The sequence below is a fragment of the Parasphingorhabdus sp. NYA22 genome (genome assembly GCF_976973735.1).
Genome location: NZ_OZ333477.1, coordinates 2,691,386 through 2,705,482, shown reverse-complemented (window position 1 = coordinate 2,705,482; position 14,097 = coordinate 2,691,386). Strand labels below are relative to the sequence as shown.

At 54.3% G+C, this 14,097-nt stretch carries 18 protein-coding genes; 12 read left to right on the top strand and 6 right to left on the bottom strand.

Features of this window, described 5'->3' with window-relative positions; genetic code table 11:
• The first annotated feature begins 90 nt into the window (after positions 1 to 90).
• The gene (locus tag ACWFTY_RS12980; protein ID WP_447524609.1) at positions 91 to 315 is read left to right on the top strand and encodes a hypothetical protein; all 225 of its coding nucleotides are present in this window, start codon (positions 91 to 93) and stop codon (positions 313 to 315) included.
• Between the two features lie 528 nt (positions 316 to 843).
• Positions 844 to 1,191, top strand: a complete 348-nt coding sequence (locus ACWFTY_RS12975) for a flagellar protein FliS (RefSeq protein ID WP_447524608.1) — start codon at positions 844 to 846, stop codon at positions 1,189 to 1,191.
• Positions 1,192 to 1,207: 16 nt separating this feature from the next.
• Here ACWFTY_RS12975 and ACWFTY_RS12970 read toward each other — a convergent pair whose 3' ends face one another.
• Positions 1,208 to 2,308, bottom strand: a complete 1,101-nt coding sequence (locus ACWFTY_RS12970) for a sigma-54 interaction domain-containing protein (protein WP_447524607.1) — start codon at positions 2,306 to 2,308, stop codon at positions 1,208 to 1,210.
• A 287-nt stretch (positions 2,309 to 2,595) separates the two neighbouring features.
• Positions 2,596 to 3,042, bottom strand: a complete 447-nt coding sequence (locus tag ACWFTY_RS12965; protein WP_447524606.1) for a helix-turn-helix domain-containing protein — start codon at positions 3,040 to 3,042, stop codon at positions 2,596 to 2,598.
• A gap of 511 nt (positions 3,043 to 3,553) precedes the next feature.
• Between ACWFTY_RS12965 and ACWFTY_RS12960 the strand changes: the two genes are divergently transcribed.
• Both ACWFTY_RS12960 and ACWFTY_RS12955 read left to right on the top strand, forming a co-directional pair.
• Positions 3,554 to 4,576, top strand: a complete 1,023-nt coding sequence (locus ACWFTY_RS12960; RefSeq protein WP_447524605.1) for a sensor domain-containing diguanylate cyclase — start codon at positions 3,554 to 3,556, stop codon at positions 4,574 to 4,576.
• 173 nt (positions 4,577 to 4,749) lie between these two features.
• Positions 4,750 to 5,592 (top strand): class II aldolase/adducin family protein, encoded by an 843-nt coding sequence (locus ACWFTY_RS12955; RefSeq protein ID WP_447524604.1) that lies wholly within the window; start codon positions 4,750 to 4,752, stop codon positions 5,590 to 5,592.
• 9 nt (positions 5,593 to 5,601) lie between these two features.
• Here the strand turns inward: ACWFTY_RS12955 and ACWFTY_RS12950 are convergent, their stop codons facing one another.
• The 4 genes from ACWFTY_RS12950 to ACWFTY_RS12935 form a co-directional block, all read right to left on the bottom strand.
• A complete protein-coding gene (locus ACWFTY_RS12950) occupies positions 5,602 to 6,228 on the bottom strand; it encodes a DUF6969 family protein (protein ID WP_447524603.1) in 627 nt (208 codons plus the stop codon).
• Between the two features lie 17 nt (positions 6,229 to 6,245).
• Entirely contained in the window at positions 6,246 to 6,530 is a 285-nt protein-coding gene (locus tag ACWFTY_RS12945) for a hypothetical protein (protein ID WP_447524602.1), read from the bottom strand.
• Between the two features lie 172 nt (positions 6,531 to 6,702).
• Positions 6,703 to 7,116 carry a holin family protein gene (locus ACWFTY_RS12940; RefSeq protein ID WP_447524601.1) on the bottom strand — a complete coding sequence of 138 codons (414 nt, stop codon included), beginning with the start codon at positions 7,114 to 7,116 and terminating at the stop codon, positions 6,703 to 6,705.
• Between the two features lie 159 nt (positions 7,117 to 7,275).
• Entirely contained in the window at positions 7,276 to 7,827 is a 552-nt protein-coding gene (locus ACWFTY_RS12935; RefSeq protein ID WP_447524600.1) for a glycoside hydrolase family 108 protein, read from the bottom strand.
• A gap of 206 nt (positions 7,828 to 8,033) precedes the next feature.
• On the opposite strand from ACWFTY_RS12935, the gene ACWFTY_RS12930 reads away from it, so the two are divergent.
• The 8 genes from ACWFTY_RS12930 (at position 8,034) to ACWFTY_RS12895 (ending at position 14,091) form a co-directional block, all read left to right on the top strand.
• Positions 8,034 to 8,663 carry a peroxiredoxin gene (locus ACWFTY_RS12930; RefSeq protein ID WP_447524599.1) on the top strand — a complete coding sequence of 210 codons (630 nt, stop codon included), beginning with the start codon at positions 8,034 to 8,036 and terminating at the stop codon, positions 8,661 to 8,663.
• A gap of 11 nt (positions 8,664 to 8,674) precedes the next feature.
• A complete protein-coding gene (locus ACWFTY_RS12925; protein ID WP_447524598.1) occupies positions 8,675 to 9,226 on the top strand; it encodes a hypothetical protein in 552 nt (183 codons plus the stop codon).
• 65 nt (positions 9,227 to 9,291) lie between these two features.
• Entirely contained in the window at positions 9,292 to 9,651 is a 360-nt protein-coding gene (locus tag ACWFTY_RS12920) for a hypothetical protein (protein WP_447524597.1), read from the top strand.
• 31 nt (positions 9,652 to 9,682) lie between these two features.
• Entirely contained in the window at positions 9,683 to 10,318 is a 636-nt protein-coding gene (locus ACWFTY_RS12915; protein ID WP_447524596.1) for a hypothetical protein, read from the top strand.
• A complete protein-coding gene (locus ACWFTY_RS12910; protein WP_447524595.1) occupies positions 10,315 to 10,902 on the top strand; it encodes an NAD(P)H-dependent oxidoreductase in 588 nt (195 codons plus the stop codon). Before ACWFTY_RS12915 ends, ACWFTY_RS12910 begins: the two co-directional genes overlap by 4 nt.
• Positions 10,903 to 11,013: 111 nt before the next feature.
• Positions 11,014 to 11,826 (top strand): universal stress protein, encoded by an 813-nt coding sequence (locus ACWFTY_RS12905; protein ID WP_447524594.1) that lies wholly within the window; start codon positions 11,014 to 11,016, stop codon positions 11,824 to 11,826.
• Between the two features lie 116 nt (positions 11,827 to 11,942).
• A complete protein-coding gene (locus ACWFTY_RS12900; RefSeq protein WP_447524593.1) occupies positions 11,943 to 13,466 on the top strand; it encodes a PAS domain S-box protein in 1,524 nt (507 codons plus the stop codon).
• Positions 13,456 to 14,091, top strand: coding sequence for a response regulator transcription factor (locus ACWFTY_RS12895; protein ID WP_447526894.1), 636 nt, complete (start codon positions 13,456 to 13,458; stop codon positions 14,089 to 14,091). Before ACWFTY_RS12900 ends, ACWFTY_RS12895 begins: the two co-directional genes overlap by 11 nt.
• The last annotated feature ends 6 nt before the right edge of the window (positions 14,092 to 14,097 follow it).

Here is a 14,097-nt window from a genome sequence, read left to right as displayed (position 1 = left end):
CGTCCATCAAACTGGCACGCCCCTTGCTACGTAGAAGGCGAACACGGAATTTCGGTTCCGGCGTTCAGCCGATAGCGTGAGGGAATAACAATGATCCGCAAACAACTGAATTTTAGTCTGGTCACTAGATTTCGGGAACTTGCTGATCTGCTGGCGGGTGATGATATGATTCACTCGCACCATCAATGCTCGCCTTCTGCCATGCAAATATCCCCCGATATGAGCAAGGCAGGAGGTGAGGTTGAAGGCATTATGGATATCGTCTTGGTTTACCGCGATGGCCCATTTCCCTTCGTTCCGGCTTCCCATACTTAGTCACCCCGTGTCGCATTCGGCGAAGCAGGCAGAAATTTTGGCCTGTCCTGCTTTGTTGAATGGGATGCGAGGTGAATTAGGTTCCGGCCAGGCCGATGAAAAGACCAGTCTCTCTTTATGAATGTCCGAGCGGTGCGCAGTGATGCAATCGTCATTATCAACGGCGGAATCGTCGATGTTTGCGAACTTGCCTATGTCTGATGAGCCTCGATGCGCCGTCGACAGTGCGTGCCTGGCGTGAATTCAAACGGATCATAATCCTTAATCCATCGCCACATCTGCCGTAAAATATCCAGAGGACGTTTATCCTGTTCGGAGAATTTGCAGATGATCTTTTGTTGGGTTCGGAAGCTGATGTCGCAAATTTCTTTACCGGCTTGTCGTCGGCCTCTCGAGATTCCACGCGCTATAATTTCAATTGTGGACCAGCACTTTTCTTCTTCTGACAATCATGAAAACTGATCTGGAAAGCAATCGAATATGACGTTCCCATGCCGCAATCACCGAACCTCCGGTTCCAGAGACTTTGTGAAGACAAGCAATGATTCAGCGGCAGACCCTCATGGTCGGGTTGCAGGGCTTCTGGAAGAACTCGGTGAAACGCTGGGTCTGATCATCAAAAGCGCCCGCCGCGGCGAAGATATGCATGTTTTTCAATATCGGGCGAGCGCACGTAATATTCTCAGCGGTCTGGACAAGGAATTGAACTTCGAGCTAGCCGGAGACCTTTCGCAGACCTTGCGCGTCATGTATAACGAGGCGGCAAAGCGCATTCAGCTGGAAGGAATGGACGCATATGTCGAGCGTATCGAGTCAGCGCGGGAGATGATCCTGGAAATCGAGAAAGCCTGGACCAAAATCATCGCATTTAATTGATAGACAATCTGCCCGGTTAAACTGCAATCCGGCAATCAACAGGCTCTTCCGCTCGCTGGTGGATATTATGCTTGCGCATCTTGTCGATGAGCGTGGTTCTTTTGATGTTGATCGAGCGTGCCGCTCGAGAAACCACGCCGTGCGATCCGTCCAGTGCTGCCATGATAATCCGGCGTTCTTCGTGCTGAAGATGGACATTCAGGTCACGGACAATATTCCCCCGGGGTTCAAAGACCGGCGAAGGCGCTGCGCCATGATAGGGAGTAGGTTGTTCTTGCTCGCGGCTGCTGGACTGACCGGATGCCATGCCGGCAACATCAGGAATGGCCGGTGCGATATCTGATTGGATCAGTTTGGCCACGTCTGCGGCGACAACCTGCTCTCCGGAAAAGAAAACACAGGCCCGTTCAATGACGTTGCGCAATTCGCGCACATTGCCCGGCCAATCGTAATTTTGCATCGCGGCAAATGCTTCTGCGGTAAAAATGGGGAGGGGGCGGCCGTCTTCCTGGTTTTTCAGGAAATGGGCAACCAGAGCAGGAATGTCTTCCGAGCGCTCGTTGAGTGCCGGCACTTCAATCGGAACAACGCAAAGACGATAGTAGAGATCTTCGCGGAAGGCTTTGCTTTTGATGCAATCAGCGAGATTTTTATGCGTCGCAGTGATCACTCTGATGTCGACAGCTATGTCGCGATTGCCACCCACGCGGTTGACGATCCGGGTTTCCAATACGCGCAGCAGTTTGACCTGCATGTCAATCGGCATGTCACCGATCTCGTCAAGGAATATCGTTCCACTGCTGGCTTGTTCAAACAGGCCGACGTGCCGACTTACTGCGCCGGTGAAGCTGCCTTTTTCGTGACCGAAAAGCTCGGACTCGATCAGCTGTTCAGGTAGAGCACCGCAATTGACGGCAATATTGGGGGCGTTTTTGCGGTCTGAAATGGCGTGAATGGCTTCGGCAACGACTTCCTTGCCGCTACCCGAAGGGCCGGTGATCATGATCGAGCTATTGCAGCGGCCGGCAAAGTTGACGATTGCGCGCAACTGTTGCATTTTCGGACTGTCGCCGATCAGCTTCGCAGCAAGCAATGTCTCTATTTTTGAATCGGTCATTCAACTACCCAGATAACAATACACACATATCTCCGAATCGCCGGAGAAGGGTGGTTCGAAGATCCCGCAATCGTCGAACCGTCACCTGGTAAGGTCCCAAATGGACAGAGAACGTTAAATATAAGTTAATGGGGCGTTGCTGGATTAACGACATTCATGCTGATTGGTGCCGATATCGAGCGCTTATCAAGGCCTGGTGTGATGGAAGGGAGCGGTCATCAAACCGAAAGTGCGGGTCGATGAACGCGGTTGGAGAACATGTGGCGGGGATATGGTCTGCCGAGTTCTCAGAACGGAGCGTTGGACAACAGCTTTTCTATCTTGGCTTGGCATTCCTCCGAAACCGCAACGAAGACCATACGCTGATCGGCCGGATTGGAAGACTTCTGCAGCAAACCCTGTTCGGCCATGACGTTGATATACCGCATTGCCGTCGTCATCGGGATGCCGGAGCTGTGCGCGATTGCCGAAACCGTCACCTGCTGGTCTTTGAGGCCGCAGAGATATATGTCGAGACACATATTCCAGCAAGAGTCGGTAAATAGTCCGTTTCCGGTATCCAGTGCGCCGGACTTTAATCGTCCCCATTCCAGAAACTTCTCGGCCCGATCGATCAAATCAGCACTGTCCAGATCTTTGCCATTGGTGAATTGATTGTTGCCGGGCTGATCGCCGGAGTTTGAAATCCGTTTATCGAGAATTTCGAATTTCTCGTTTGCCTGCTTTATCGTCAAGCGAAGCTCATCTAATTCGGCTTTAACACTATTCATTGCTATTACGCTGCAATTTTAGAGTCCTCCAGTCTTGACTACCTTAATAAAGAACAGGCGTACTCGTCTCTTCCCTTGCTCGCCATTACACGCGTATATTCGTGAAATTAGCCAATTCACCGGGAGAGGTAGTGTAGCCTTGTAGCTTATCCACTCTGCAGTCAAATTGTCAACTTGGGCGGTTTGGTGGGCCGCGATATTTTACATCTCCTACAGCCTTAGAGTTTGGCCAAATTTCCCCGGCATGGATGGGAATTGGCAGCGTTGACAAAATATGCTGGGCGATTGCCGACAAGCGGTAGCCGATCCAGGTCTTGGGAAAGTCCAAAAAATAGGCTGAGGTTCCCCGAAAATCTGCTTGCGAGGGGCCACTTGTCGCACCCATGAATTCCCTTTCGCGCCTAGTCATGCGCCAGTCCCAGAAATATTCGAGGATATCCCTTAGTTTTTTGCGAGATTAACCGTCTGTCAACTTATGGTCTCGAAATCGGATGGAAAATCGCGCAATGAAAAGCGCTCGCAGTTCGAGGCTGAGGCTGCGCGTCAATTTGCCTTGGAGCGGTATGATATTCTGGACACGGCTGAAGAGGACAGTTTTGACCATATTACGATGGCGATGAAAATGGCTCTGGACGTCCCCTTCGCCGGGATTTCGTTCATGGATGGAGACCGGCTGTGGTTTAAATCCAAATCCGGCGCGGCGACAACTGATATCCCGAGAGATATTTCTTTTTGCGATTTCGCGATCGCTGAACGGGGGCCGACGATTGTCGAGGACACTCTGCAGGATGAACGTTTTAGCGAGAACCCTGTTGTTATCAACAGCCCCTTTCTCCGTAGCTATATCGGCGTCCCGCTAGTCACGCCGGACGGATATAATATCGGAACGCTATGTGCTGCCGATATTATCCCCAGACAATATAGCGACGAAAAAATCGACCGGATGAAACAGCTGGCAGAGCTGGTTATTCACGAACTGGAATTGCGTCAACAAGCGGAAAAGGATCGGCTGACTGGCGCTCTGACACGGAGCGGGTTTTCGGTAGAAGTGCAAAAGGCAATGTCCCTGTACGAACGGCAGGGGATAAAGAGCACGCTCGTGATCTTTGACGTGGACCTGTATAAAATGGTCAGCAAGCGTTTCGGACGTCCCTCGGGCAACGCATTATTACGATCGATCATCCAGCCTCTGGTCCGGCGGCTGCGGCGGTCGGATTATATCGGCCGTCTGGGTGGGACGCAATTCGCCGTGCTCCTGACATGCACCGTTGAAGAGAAAGCCCGGGAAGCGACGGAAAAAATCCAGAGAGAAATGGAGAAGACCAATACCGAAATCTATTTCGATGTCGGTTTCTGCGAAATAACACCTGCTATGGGCGTTTGTGACGACTGGCTCGATCAGGCGAACATCAACCTTCTCGCCGACAAGCCGGCGGCCGGCAGCGTCATTTGCGAAGAACCAGACAAGCAATATAATATGGCCGGTGGCGCCATCTGATATCCGGGGAACGGGGCAGGGCGGAGTGGCGCTCTTCCATCTCCAAAGCTCACACGAGATCAGGCGATCGACGGGCGATATGACATTGATACCCGTACGATAGTTTGGTTGCCAATTCAGACAATGCATGCCAATTTGCATCAAAGGCGAATAGGCAAGCAAAGGAACTGACCATGGCGACCGCGATCCAGACCAATGAATCCGCAATGGGCGTTGGCCCCGGATTTTCGATCCCCGACCCGCATGATATACCCAGTCTCAAAGGCAAGGTCTCCGATGTCGAATGGCAGCTGCGCTGCGATCTGGCTGCGACCTATCGGCTCTGTGCCATGCACGCCTGGACCGATCTGGTGTTCACCCATATTTCCACGCGGCTGCCCGATGAAGACGGCGAGGAGCGGTTCCTGATCAATCCCTATGGCGTGCTGTTTGACGAGATGACCGCATCGGCATTGGTCAAGATCGATCTCGAGGGCAATATCAAGCAGGACACGCCCTATTTCATCAATCCCGCCGGTTTCACCATTCACAGCGCGGTCCACAGCGCCCGAGAGGATGCGGGATGCGTGATCCATGTCCACACGCCCTATGGCATCGCCGTATCGGTGCAGAAGGCCGGCCTCCGCCGCTACACACAATTTGCGATGCAGGTCCATGATGACCTTGCCTATCATGATTATGAAGGCATCGCGCTCGATCTCGACGAGCGGGACCGATTGATCAATGACCTTGGCGAGAACAACCTGCTGATCCTGCGCAACCACGGTACCTTAACCGTCGGCGAGAATTGTGCGATCGCCTTTCTGCGCATGTATATCCTCGAAAATGCCTGCAAAACGCAAATATTGGCGCAGTCGGTTGGCGGGGCAGAGCATCTACACGAGGATAGTGAAGACATGGGGCATCGCGTGTTTCAGCAAGCGTCTCCCGCATTCCAGAGAGGGTTGGGCGACAATCTGATCTGGCCGGGCCTGATGCGCAAGCTGAAGCGCACCAATCCGGGGCATGATCACTAGGCTCTGACTTTATAGATCAAAGGGAAGGCGGGAGAGTATCTCGACCTTTTTATCCGCGAACACGGCGGACCCCAGTTCCTGTTTCTTCTCCTTCAGGAAGACATCGCGCCTGCGCATCATTTCGATGATCGGGTCATGAAAATGGTGGACGGCTGCGGTGAGCCAGTCGTTGACCAGCGGATCGCCCGGCGCTCCGCTCATGTCGAAATGACGCAGTCGCGAAGCAATGGCTTCTGCCGGCATCATATATTCATAGGTGACCCAGTAATTGGTGGTGAACCAGCTGAGCGGCATGCCGTCGAGCCCGAAACTTAACGCTCCGAAATGGACGACGCCTTGCGTATTCTTGCCATTGGGCAGCTTTGCGGGTGGTTGATAATAAGGTTCGACATCATCGAAGATGTCGAGTGGCAGGAACATGTGAAAATGGCCATGTTCGCCGTCTTCGCGTTCTTCCGGCTTGTGCGCATGGTAGAACCAGCGCGACTTGGTGCCGGGCGCGATACAATCCCCCTTGGGGTAATGTTGATATTGAACGAAAGGGGCGTCTGCCGGTACCACTCTGGGTACTAGCGAGACGCCCTCTTTAGCTATCTGGCCGGTAAGCTCAAATAGCCTTTCTAATGCATTTTCCAATGCGAAATAAGCTGTGCTTACTCGGTAACAGCTTCTTCAGCTGCACAAGTGGCATCGTCAGCTGCACAAGCAGCATCAACAGCAGCGCCTTCAGCAGCACATGTTGCTTCTTCAGCAGCACATGTTGCTTCTTCAGCAGCACATGTTGCTTCTTCAGCAGCACATGTTGCTTCTTCAGCAGCACATTCAGCTACAGCAGCAGCGTCGTCAGCCTGTTCTGCACATGCAGAAAGAGCAGGAACAGCGAGTGCGAGGCCGCCGGCTACAGCGAGCATTTTGCGGAAGTTGGTTTCGGTAGTCATTTAAAATATCCCCTTTGGATGAACTAGACTTTTCCCTTTATCTGGAAAGATACGGGCATGGCAAGCCTATTTCGTAAATATTGCATTAATCTGCAATATTCTGAGCCATTCATCCGGTTTTGGGACGCTCAAGGCTACAAATTGGTTGTTTCAACAGGATATTTTCGCACCCTCAGCTTTCTGAACCACGAATCTTTCCCCACTGTCTGGCGACGGTATAGCCCAGATAACCGGTGCCGAAGAGCGCATAGAGCGGCTCCGGTATGCCGGAGAGATAGGCGTTCATGCCAGCGGAAATGTCGCGCGCCGCCTCTGGGCGGAATGCAGCGATCAGTCCCATCGGGATAGACCAGAGCAACAGCAAATACATGACGTAGAGGAAGCTTGGACGTGCCCGGCTGGTCCAGGGATCGGCCGATTGCGCCTCTGCCAGTATCGCTGACATTTGCACCCGGACTTCTTCCAGTTCCTGACTGCCTTCCAGTTTTAGCAGTTCGAGCTTGGCCCGGTCACGCGCTTCCTTGTCGGGAATGATCTTGTCGATAATCTTGGTTACGGGGCCGATGAGTGTCGAGAGAACGGACATTTTTCTGGTTTCCTTTCGGTGTGTCGGATTTCAAACTTTGTCAAAGTTGGGGCCAAGAACGGGTTTTTGCGGCGGAAGGGAAGTTAAGAAAGAGTCTGAAAAGTTCGGCCGTTCTTGGCAAAGTTTACACTGTTATAGGCAAGATGGTTCTGGCGGAAATCAGCCGATCCGGTTGGCCAGCCAGCCGTACAGGAAGGCCTCGTTGGCAGGACGGTTTTCCGCGAGTTTGATATAGCGGGCGCCCTGCAGGGCCTCGATCGCCTTAAGCAGCACGGTCTCCCCCTGGCGTCCCCGCTTGCGGAGAAATGCGTCCAACGCAGTCACCGTCTTCGCGCCAATCACGCGATCAACCGCAATATCGGGAAAGTCGCCTCCATTGCGGTTCAGCGCATTCAGCGCGCGTTGCAGGAAGCCGCTCGCCGTTCCGGTTCCCATGTTGATCCCGGTGTCGAAAAGTTCGGCTGCTATATCCGGTGCATATCTCGCGATCTGGTCAAAGCCGGGGCGATGCCAATATTTGCGTTTGTAGATCACCGCCGCTTGTGCGCGGGGGAAATGGCGCATGTCGCCGGTATAGCCGTGAGCCCGCGCGACAGCCTCCGTTACGCCCCATCGCGTGGGGCCGCCACGATCGGCGGGATGATCGGAAAAATCGCCTTCAAGCATGATGACCTTGTCGATCAGCCTGTCGATATCGTGAATATTGAACATGGGGGAATCTCCTTTCGGGTTGGAAAGGGTTATATAACCTATTTGGTTAGTTGTAGGAAAGGGGGGCGTTTACCGATTTTTCTTGCGCGATCATACGGGCTGAAAAGCCTGCTATTGCCAGATTTACGTAGGTTTACGGAGTTATTCGGGTTCTGCCAAAGCCTATAAAACGGCAATTGTTGAGATAATTGCAAAGGACCACAGAGATGTCATTACATATTGGCGATACCGCTCCAGACTTTACCACAGACAGCACAGTCGGAACGATTAATTTCCATGAATGGGCAGGGGACAGCTGGGTCTTCTTTTTCAGTCACCCTGCCGACTTTACCCCGGTATGCACCACCGAAATGGGCCGGACGGCGCAACTGGCGGACAAGTTTGCCGCGCGCAATACGAAGCCGCTCGGGCTATCCACGGACACGGCTGCCGAACATCTGAAATGGATCGCCGATGTCAACGAGACGCAGCATACCAACCTGGAATTCCCGATCGTTGCAGACCCGGACCACAAGGTCGCCAAGCTCTATGACATGATCCATCCGGAAGAGAGTGATACAGCGGCGGTGCGTTCCGTATTCATCATCGATCCCGAGAAGAAAATCCGGCTGACGATGACCTATCCGATGAACGTCGGCCGTAATTTTGACGAGATATTGCGGGTGATCGACGCACTGCAACTCTCGGATGCGAAACGCATAGCGACACCGGCAGACTGGCGTCCCGGCAGCAAGGTCATTATTCCTCCGTCGATCTCCGATGATGAAGCGAAAACGCTCTTCCCGCAGGGATGGGATGAACTGCGCCCCTATCTGCGCCTGACCGATATCAGCTGAGGAAAATGAAGATGGAAGACTCCAGTAAAGCCGAGATTCGGGAAGCGGTCGGCATATTCGACAGCGAGAAGCAATTGCAGGCGGCGATTGACGATCTGCTGAGCCACGGATTCAACCGTGCGGAGATTAGCGTGCTAGCGCCCGTGTCGGCCGTCGAGGAAAAGCTCGGCCACCGCTTCAAATCCGTTGCGGAGATCGAGGATGATCCGGAGGCGATGTCAAAAGCCTATGTCCCGGTCGAAACGATCGGCGATGCAGAGGGGGCCGTCATCGGCAGCCTGCTTTATGTCGGCGCCTTTGCCGGGATTGTGCTCGTGGCATCGGGCGGCGCTCTGGCGGCGGCACTGGCGGCGCTCGCCTTGGGCGGAACAGGTACAGCTGTTGGCGTCGCTCTGGCGCGTTTCATCAAGCAGCATCATGCCGATTATATTGCTGATCAGCTGGAAAAAGGCGGCCTGTTGCTCTGGGTGCGGACGTGGGATCAGAAGGACGAGGCAAAGGCTGTAGAACTGCTGTCCGCCCATTCTGCTCACGACGTTCATATTCACGCGCTTCCTGCGTAAATCATCTCTCCGACTACGCAATATTGCGTATCGCGCGGACTATCTTACTCGTCCAGACATGATGCATGACCTGGAAAACAATCCGCCTTGAACTGGCAAGAACCGCTGACCATCCCAATGGCTCGTCAGCCCATGCATATGTCTTTCGCGTTCCCTTGACCGATGAAGGCTTCATTGAACCGGAGGCGCTCAAACAGGCTGAGAAACGGCCTGTCGTGCGTCGGTTCTGGCCGGGGGAAGCCGATCAGAGCGGCGTTGTGATCGCTTCGCCCAAGGGATGGGTCTTCTCCTACAAAGTCGGCGATGACGACGATGAAAGCATTTTCCGGCTGAAGGATCATCCGCTGAAAGTCGGCGAATATCTGACGATCACCGAAACCGATGGCAGCGAGTTGCCGTTTCGCGTCATCAGCTGTCACGAATAGACGGAAAAATCCGATCGTAGGGGGAAATAATATGCTGACGAAATTGAAATTGACCGGATTTATGTCAGCCGCTGCGCTGGCCCTGACTCTTGCAAGCAGTCCTGCCGCAGCGGAATGTGTGATCGGCTCTGCGCCGCTGTTCGATCCTTTTGCGCCCTATAAGGAGCCCGGGGCTATCATTCACGAGGAAAGTGGCTTCATATTTCCGGCGGACATCGCCGGCTTCCGTCGCCAATGTGAAATGACAACAGATTTCTCCGGCAATAATTTCGAGATTGGCTATCTGCGCGATTTCGAAGGTCATGAAATCGAGATTAAAATCGCGATCATTCATCTCGAAGAGTTGAACGCTGAAGATCATTACAAGATCGTAAAACCCGATCTGCTTGCCCAATATTCGAGTGCGGCAGTCGTTTCGGAGGGGGAGTATTTCCTCTCGGGACGCCCCGAAATTGACGGCTATCAAGGCATTTTTGACGGAGACAAGGATTCCGTTCCCTGGCATTTCAGCGTCACCGCGCTGGACTATGGTTACTGGGACGCGCGCTTGACGGCCTCCTATCCACAGGAAATCGATAGCGCTGCGCAAGAGGCGATCATGGAATTGATCACCGCGTTCCAGTGGCAGACTCCTGACGCCGTAGAGACTGAGGAATCAGCGCCATGACACGCATTGCGGTAATCGATGGTCATCCCGATCCAAGCCCCAGTCGCTTCGGTCACGCCATCGTTTCCGCTTATGCCGACGCCGCCATCGCTGCCGGTCATGATGTACGGGTGATCCGGCTTGCCGGCCAGAATATCCCGATCCTCGAAAGCCGCAAGCAATGGCTTGAAGGGGATGTGCCTGAAGCCGTCAGGCCGGGGCAGGATGCGATCAAATGGGCAGAGCATATTGTCTTCTATTATCCGCTCTGGATGGGCGATATGCCGGCGATGCTCAAGGCGTTTATCGAGCAGGCCTTCCGTCCCAATTTCGCTCTCGACTATGGCGAAGAGGGCAGCAAGCAATTACCAAAGAAGCTGCTGCGCGGTCGCTCGGCGCGCCTGATTGTCAGCATGGGCATGCCGGCGCTTTTCTACCGCGCCTATTTCGCCTCGCACAGCGTCCGCAGTTTCGAGCGCAATATTTTGAAGCTGACTGGAATCGCTCCGGTCACCACATCCCTGATCGGAAATGTGGACAGCAGCGACAAGCATCGCACCCGCTGGCTGAAGAGAATCGCGGCCCATGGTGCGGCCGGGAACTGATCAAACGCCTTTTATCCGTATAAACCCTTATACAGGCCCCGTTTGGGTCCCGCTACGCTCCGTCCAACAACATTTCTTCAAAGCGACTGATTTGGGAACAGGAGACAGTTTATGAAATCCGTGCTGCTATATATTGCCGATGACGCAGGCCTCGAGGCCCGGCTTCAGGCGGCGCTTGATCTAACCCGTTCGCTCGGTGGCCACCTCCATTGCCTGCGCGCAAATCCGTATAATTCGCAAGTCGCTTTTGACGGCGTAACCGGCATGTCGGTTATGTATGATGTCACCGAAATGGCGCGCGAGCAGGACAGGAAGCTGCGCGCCGAGATCGAAAAGCGACTGGCTGGCGAAGATGTTTCCTGGGATTATCGCGAAGAAAATATCGATCCCGCGCGCGGTCTGTCGAAAAATTCGGCGCTGGTCGATATCATTGTCCTGAGCTCTGCCGGCGGCGACAAGGAAAATGCGCTGCCGCTCGGAATATTGGGCGACGTATTGCTCAACGCGACGGCTCCGGTCGTGGTCCAGCCCGACGATGTGAAGAAATTTGATGCCTGCGGTCCTGCGCTGGTTGCCTGGAACGGCAGCTTCGAAGCCGGCAATGCGTTGCGTGCCGCGGTGCCTTTGCTGAAAATGGCCAGCGACGTCCATATCCTGACGGTCGAGGAGGACAAGGATCACGATCTGCCGCAGCTCGCCGCGTCGGAATATCTCGCCTATCATGGCATCAAATCCGAAATTCACGCGCCGTCGGCGGGCAAGCAGCCCGTCGATGTCAGGCTTGTGTCGGAAGCGAAAAATGTGAAGGCGGAATATATCGTCATGGGTGCCTATGGGCACAGCCGGGCAAGGGAATTCCTGTTTGGCGGCGTAACGCGCAATCTGCTCAAAGGCTGTGATATTCCACTTGTCGTCTCGCACTGAATGAGAACGCGCGCCGCCAGAGACAGATCAAATTTCCTTATGGCAATCCACGCATTTTGTGTAGGGTCTGTCCGTTCGCAAGCTGCGAATGGACAGTCGAGGGATAGACAGAACAGGTGCGCAAAACGATCGTTCATGGCGCGAACCGGGCATTCGATCCGGATTCTGCCCTATCCGCTCTCCCGAATTGCGTCATGATAGTCGATCGCAACCTGCAGGCAATCAATTGCAGCGCGGTCGGGTTGAAGATATTCGGAGTTACCAGTCTGGCAGACCTGCCGGAAGGCGCGCCTGCGGCGTGTGTGGCACCCGACCATCGCCCGCTGTTCGAAAAAACAATGGATCGCGCATTTGAAGACAGCGTCATTGACCCGTTCGACGTGCACCTGCATCTTCCGGACGGGCGGCTGATATTTGCAGAATGCAATATCGCTGCCTTGGCCAGTCCGAAGGGCGAGATTGATGCCGTCATGGTGTCTTTTCAGGATGTGACGGCGCTGAGGAACACCGAAGGCAAACTGGATCAGGCCAATTCGATATTGAAATCGATCCTGACGACCATACCCGACGCCATGGTGGTGATTGATGAAGACGGGCTGGTCAGTTCGTTCAGCGCCACAGCGGAAAAAATGTTCGGCTATGAGCAAGAAGAGATCATCGGGCAGAATGTCAAAATCCTGATGCCGGAGCCCTATCGGGCCGCGCACGATGGTTATATCGAGCGCTATATCCGGACCGATGAAAAGCGGATTATCGGCATCGGCCGGACCGTTGTCGGGTGCCGAAAAGACGGCACGACATTCCCGCTGCAGCTGGAAGTCGGCGAAGCAAAAATTGGTGAGGAACGCTATTTTACCGGTTTCATCATCGATCTGACCGAGAAAAAGCAGACGGAAGCGGAGCTACAGGCGCTGCAGGCGGACCTGGCCCACGCCTCGCGGCTGAGTGCTGTAGGCACATTGGCTTCTTCGCTCGCCCATGAAATCAACCAGCCATTGACCGCGATCGCCAATTATCTGTCGGCGGCCCGGGACATGATGGATGGCGATTTGGGCGAGAACCGGGAGTTTTTCCGGGAAGCGCTGCAGGAAAGCGTGTCCGAGAGCCTGCGGGCAGGGACGATTGTCCGGCGGCTGCGGGAATTTGTCTCGCGCGGCGAGATCAACCGGCGGGTTTTGTCGATTGCTCAGGTGGTAGAGGATGCAACCGTGCTGGGGATGATCGGCGCGCAGGAACGGGGCGTCGAATTTTCGATCGATATCGCTCCCGATACCGATCATGTGTTTGCCGACCGCGTGCAGATCCAGCAGGTGATGGTCAATCTGATGCGTAACGGGATCGAGGCAATGGCCGACAGCGCCGTGAAAAATCTGCATATCGGCGTGACATCGATTGATGATGGGCGGGTGGAAATTGCCGTATCGGACAGCGGCACAGGCATTGATCAGGAACTGGGAGAACGGATTTTCGATCCCTTTGCCAGCACCAAGGGCGACGGCATGGGGCTCGGTCTGTCCATATGCCGGACGATCATAGAATCGCACGGAGGAACAATCCGTGTCGAACCCAATCCTGAAGGGGGCACGATATTCAGGATCACGCTGGAAAAAGCGGAGCAGGAGCAGAATGATGAGCAGTGAGCGGCTGGTCTATATTGTCGATGATGATGATTCCGTCCGGCGATCGGCGGCATTCATGTTGCGGCATGCCGGATTTAAAGTCGAACCGGTCGAGTCCGGCGTCGACTTTCTCAAACTGGCGAAAGGCGCCGAGCGGGGCTGTGTGCTGCTCGATGTGCGGATGCCGGAAATGGACGGCCTGCAGGTGCAGCAGCAGATGATCAAGGACGGTATCGATATGCCGGTGGTGATCCTGACCGGCCATGGCGATATCGAAATCGCGGTTCAGGCAATGCGGGCCGGGGCAGTCAACTTCCTCGAAAAGCCCTATGAGAAAGAAGCCCTGATCGCGGCTATGGAAGAGGCCTTCGTGCGGCTGGAAGACAGCAATTTGAAGGAAATGGCGGCTTCCGAAGCGAAAGTCCGGCTGGCGTGTCTTACCGGCAGGGAACAGGATGTGCTCGATGGTCTTTTGGCCGGACTGCCCAACAAGACCATCGCTTATGATCTCGGCATTTCACCGCGCACGGTGGAGATATATCGCGCGAATATGATGGAAAAATTGCGGGTGCGCAGTCTGGCCGAGGCCTTGCGCATCGGCTTTGCGGCGGAAATTGGCGAGAATCACGATATCCCGGCGAAATAGCTGATA

Excerpts from the sequence above, each read along its gene's own strand:
- ACWFTY_RS12980 (WP_447524609.1), top strand. The coding sequence starts at position 91 with ATGATCCGCAAACAACTGAATTTTAGTCTGGTCACTAGATTTCGGGAA.
- ACWFTY_RS12970 (WP_447524607.1), bottom strand. The coding sequence starts at position 2,308 with ATGACCGATTCAAAAATAGAGACATTGCTTGCTGCGAAGCTGATCGGC.
- ACWFTY_RS12960 (WP_447524605.1), top strand. The coding sequence starts at position 3,554 with ATGGTCTCGAAATCGGATGGAAAATCGCGCAATGAAAAGCGCTCGCAG.
- ACWFTY_RS12955 (WP_447524604.1), top strand. The coding sequence starts at position 4,750 with ATGGCGACCGCGATCCAGACCAATGAATCCGCAATGGGCGTTGGCCCC.
- ACWFTY_RS12945 (WP_447524602.1), bottom strand. The coding sequence starts at position 6,530 with ATGACTACCGAAACCAACTTCCGCAAAATGCTCGCTGTAGCCGGCGGC.
- ACWFTY_RS12940 (WP_447524601.1), bottom strand. The coding sequence starts at position 7,116 with ATGTCCGTTCTCTCGACACTCATCGGCCCCGTAACCAAGATTATCGAC.
- ACWFTY_RS12935 (WP_447524600.1), bottom strand. The coding sequence starts at position 7,827 with ATGTTCAATATTCACGATATCGACAGGCTGATCGACAAGGTCATCATG.
- ACWFTY_RS12930 (WP_447524599.1), top strand. The coding sequence starts at position 8,034 with ATGTCATTACATATTGGCGATACCGCTCCAGACTTTACCACAGACAGC.
- ACWFTY_RS12925 (WP_447524598.1), top strand. The coding sequence starts at position 8,675 with ATGGAAGACTCCAGTAAAGCCGAGATTCGGGAAGCGGTCGGCATATTC.
- ACWFTY_RS12920 (WP_447524597.1), top strand. The coding sequence starts at position 9,292 with ATGACCTGGAAAACAATCCGCCTTGAACTGGCAAGAACCGCTGACCAT.
- ACWFTY_RS12915 (WP_447524596.1), top strand. The coding sequence starts at position 9,683 with ATGCTGACGAAATTGAAATTGACCGGATTTATGTCAGCCGCTGCGCTG.
- ACWFTY_RS12910 (WP_447524595.1), top strand. The coding sequence starts at position 10,315 with ATGACACGCATTGCGGTAATCGATGGTCATCCCGATCCAAGCCCCAGT.
- ACWFTY_RS12905 (WP_447524594.1), top strand. The coding sequence starts at position 11,014 with ATGAAATCCGTGCTGCTATATATTGCCGATGACGCAGGCCTCGAGGCC.
- ACWFTY_RS12895 (WP_447526894.1), top strand. The coding sequence starts at position 13,456 with ATGAGCAGTGAGCGGCTGGTCTATATTGTCGATGATGATGATTCCGTC.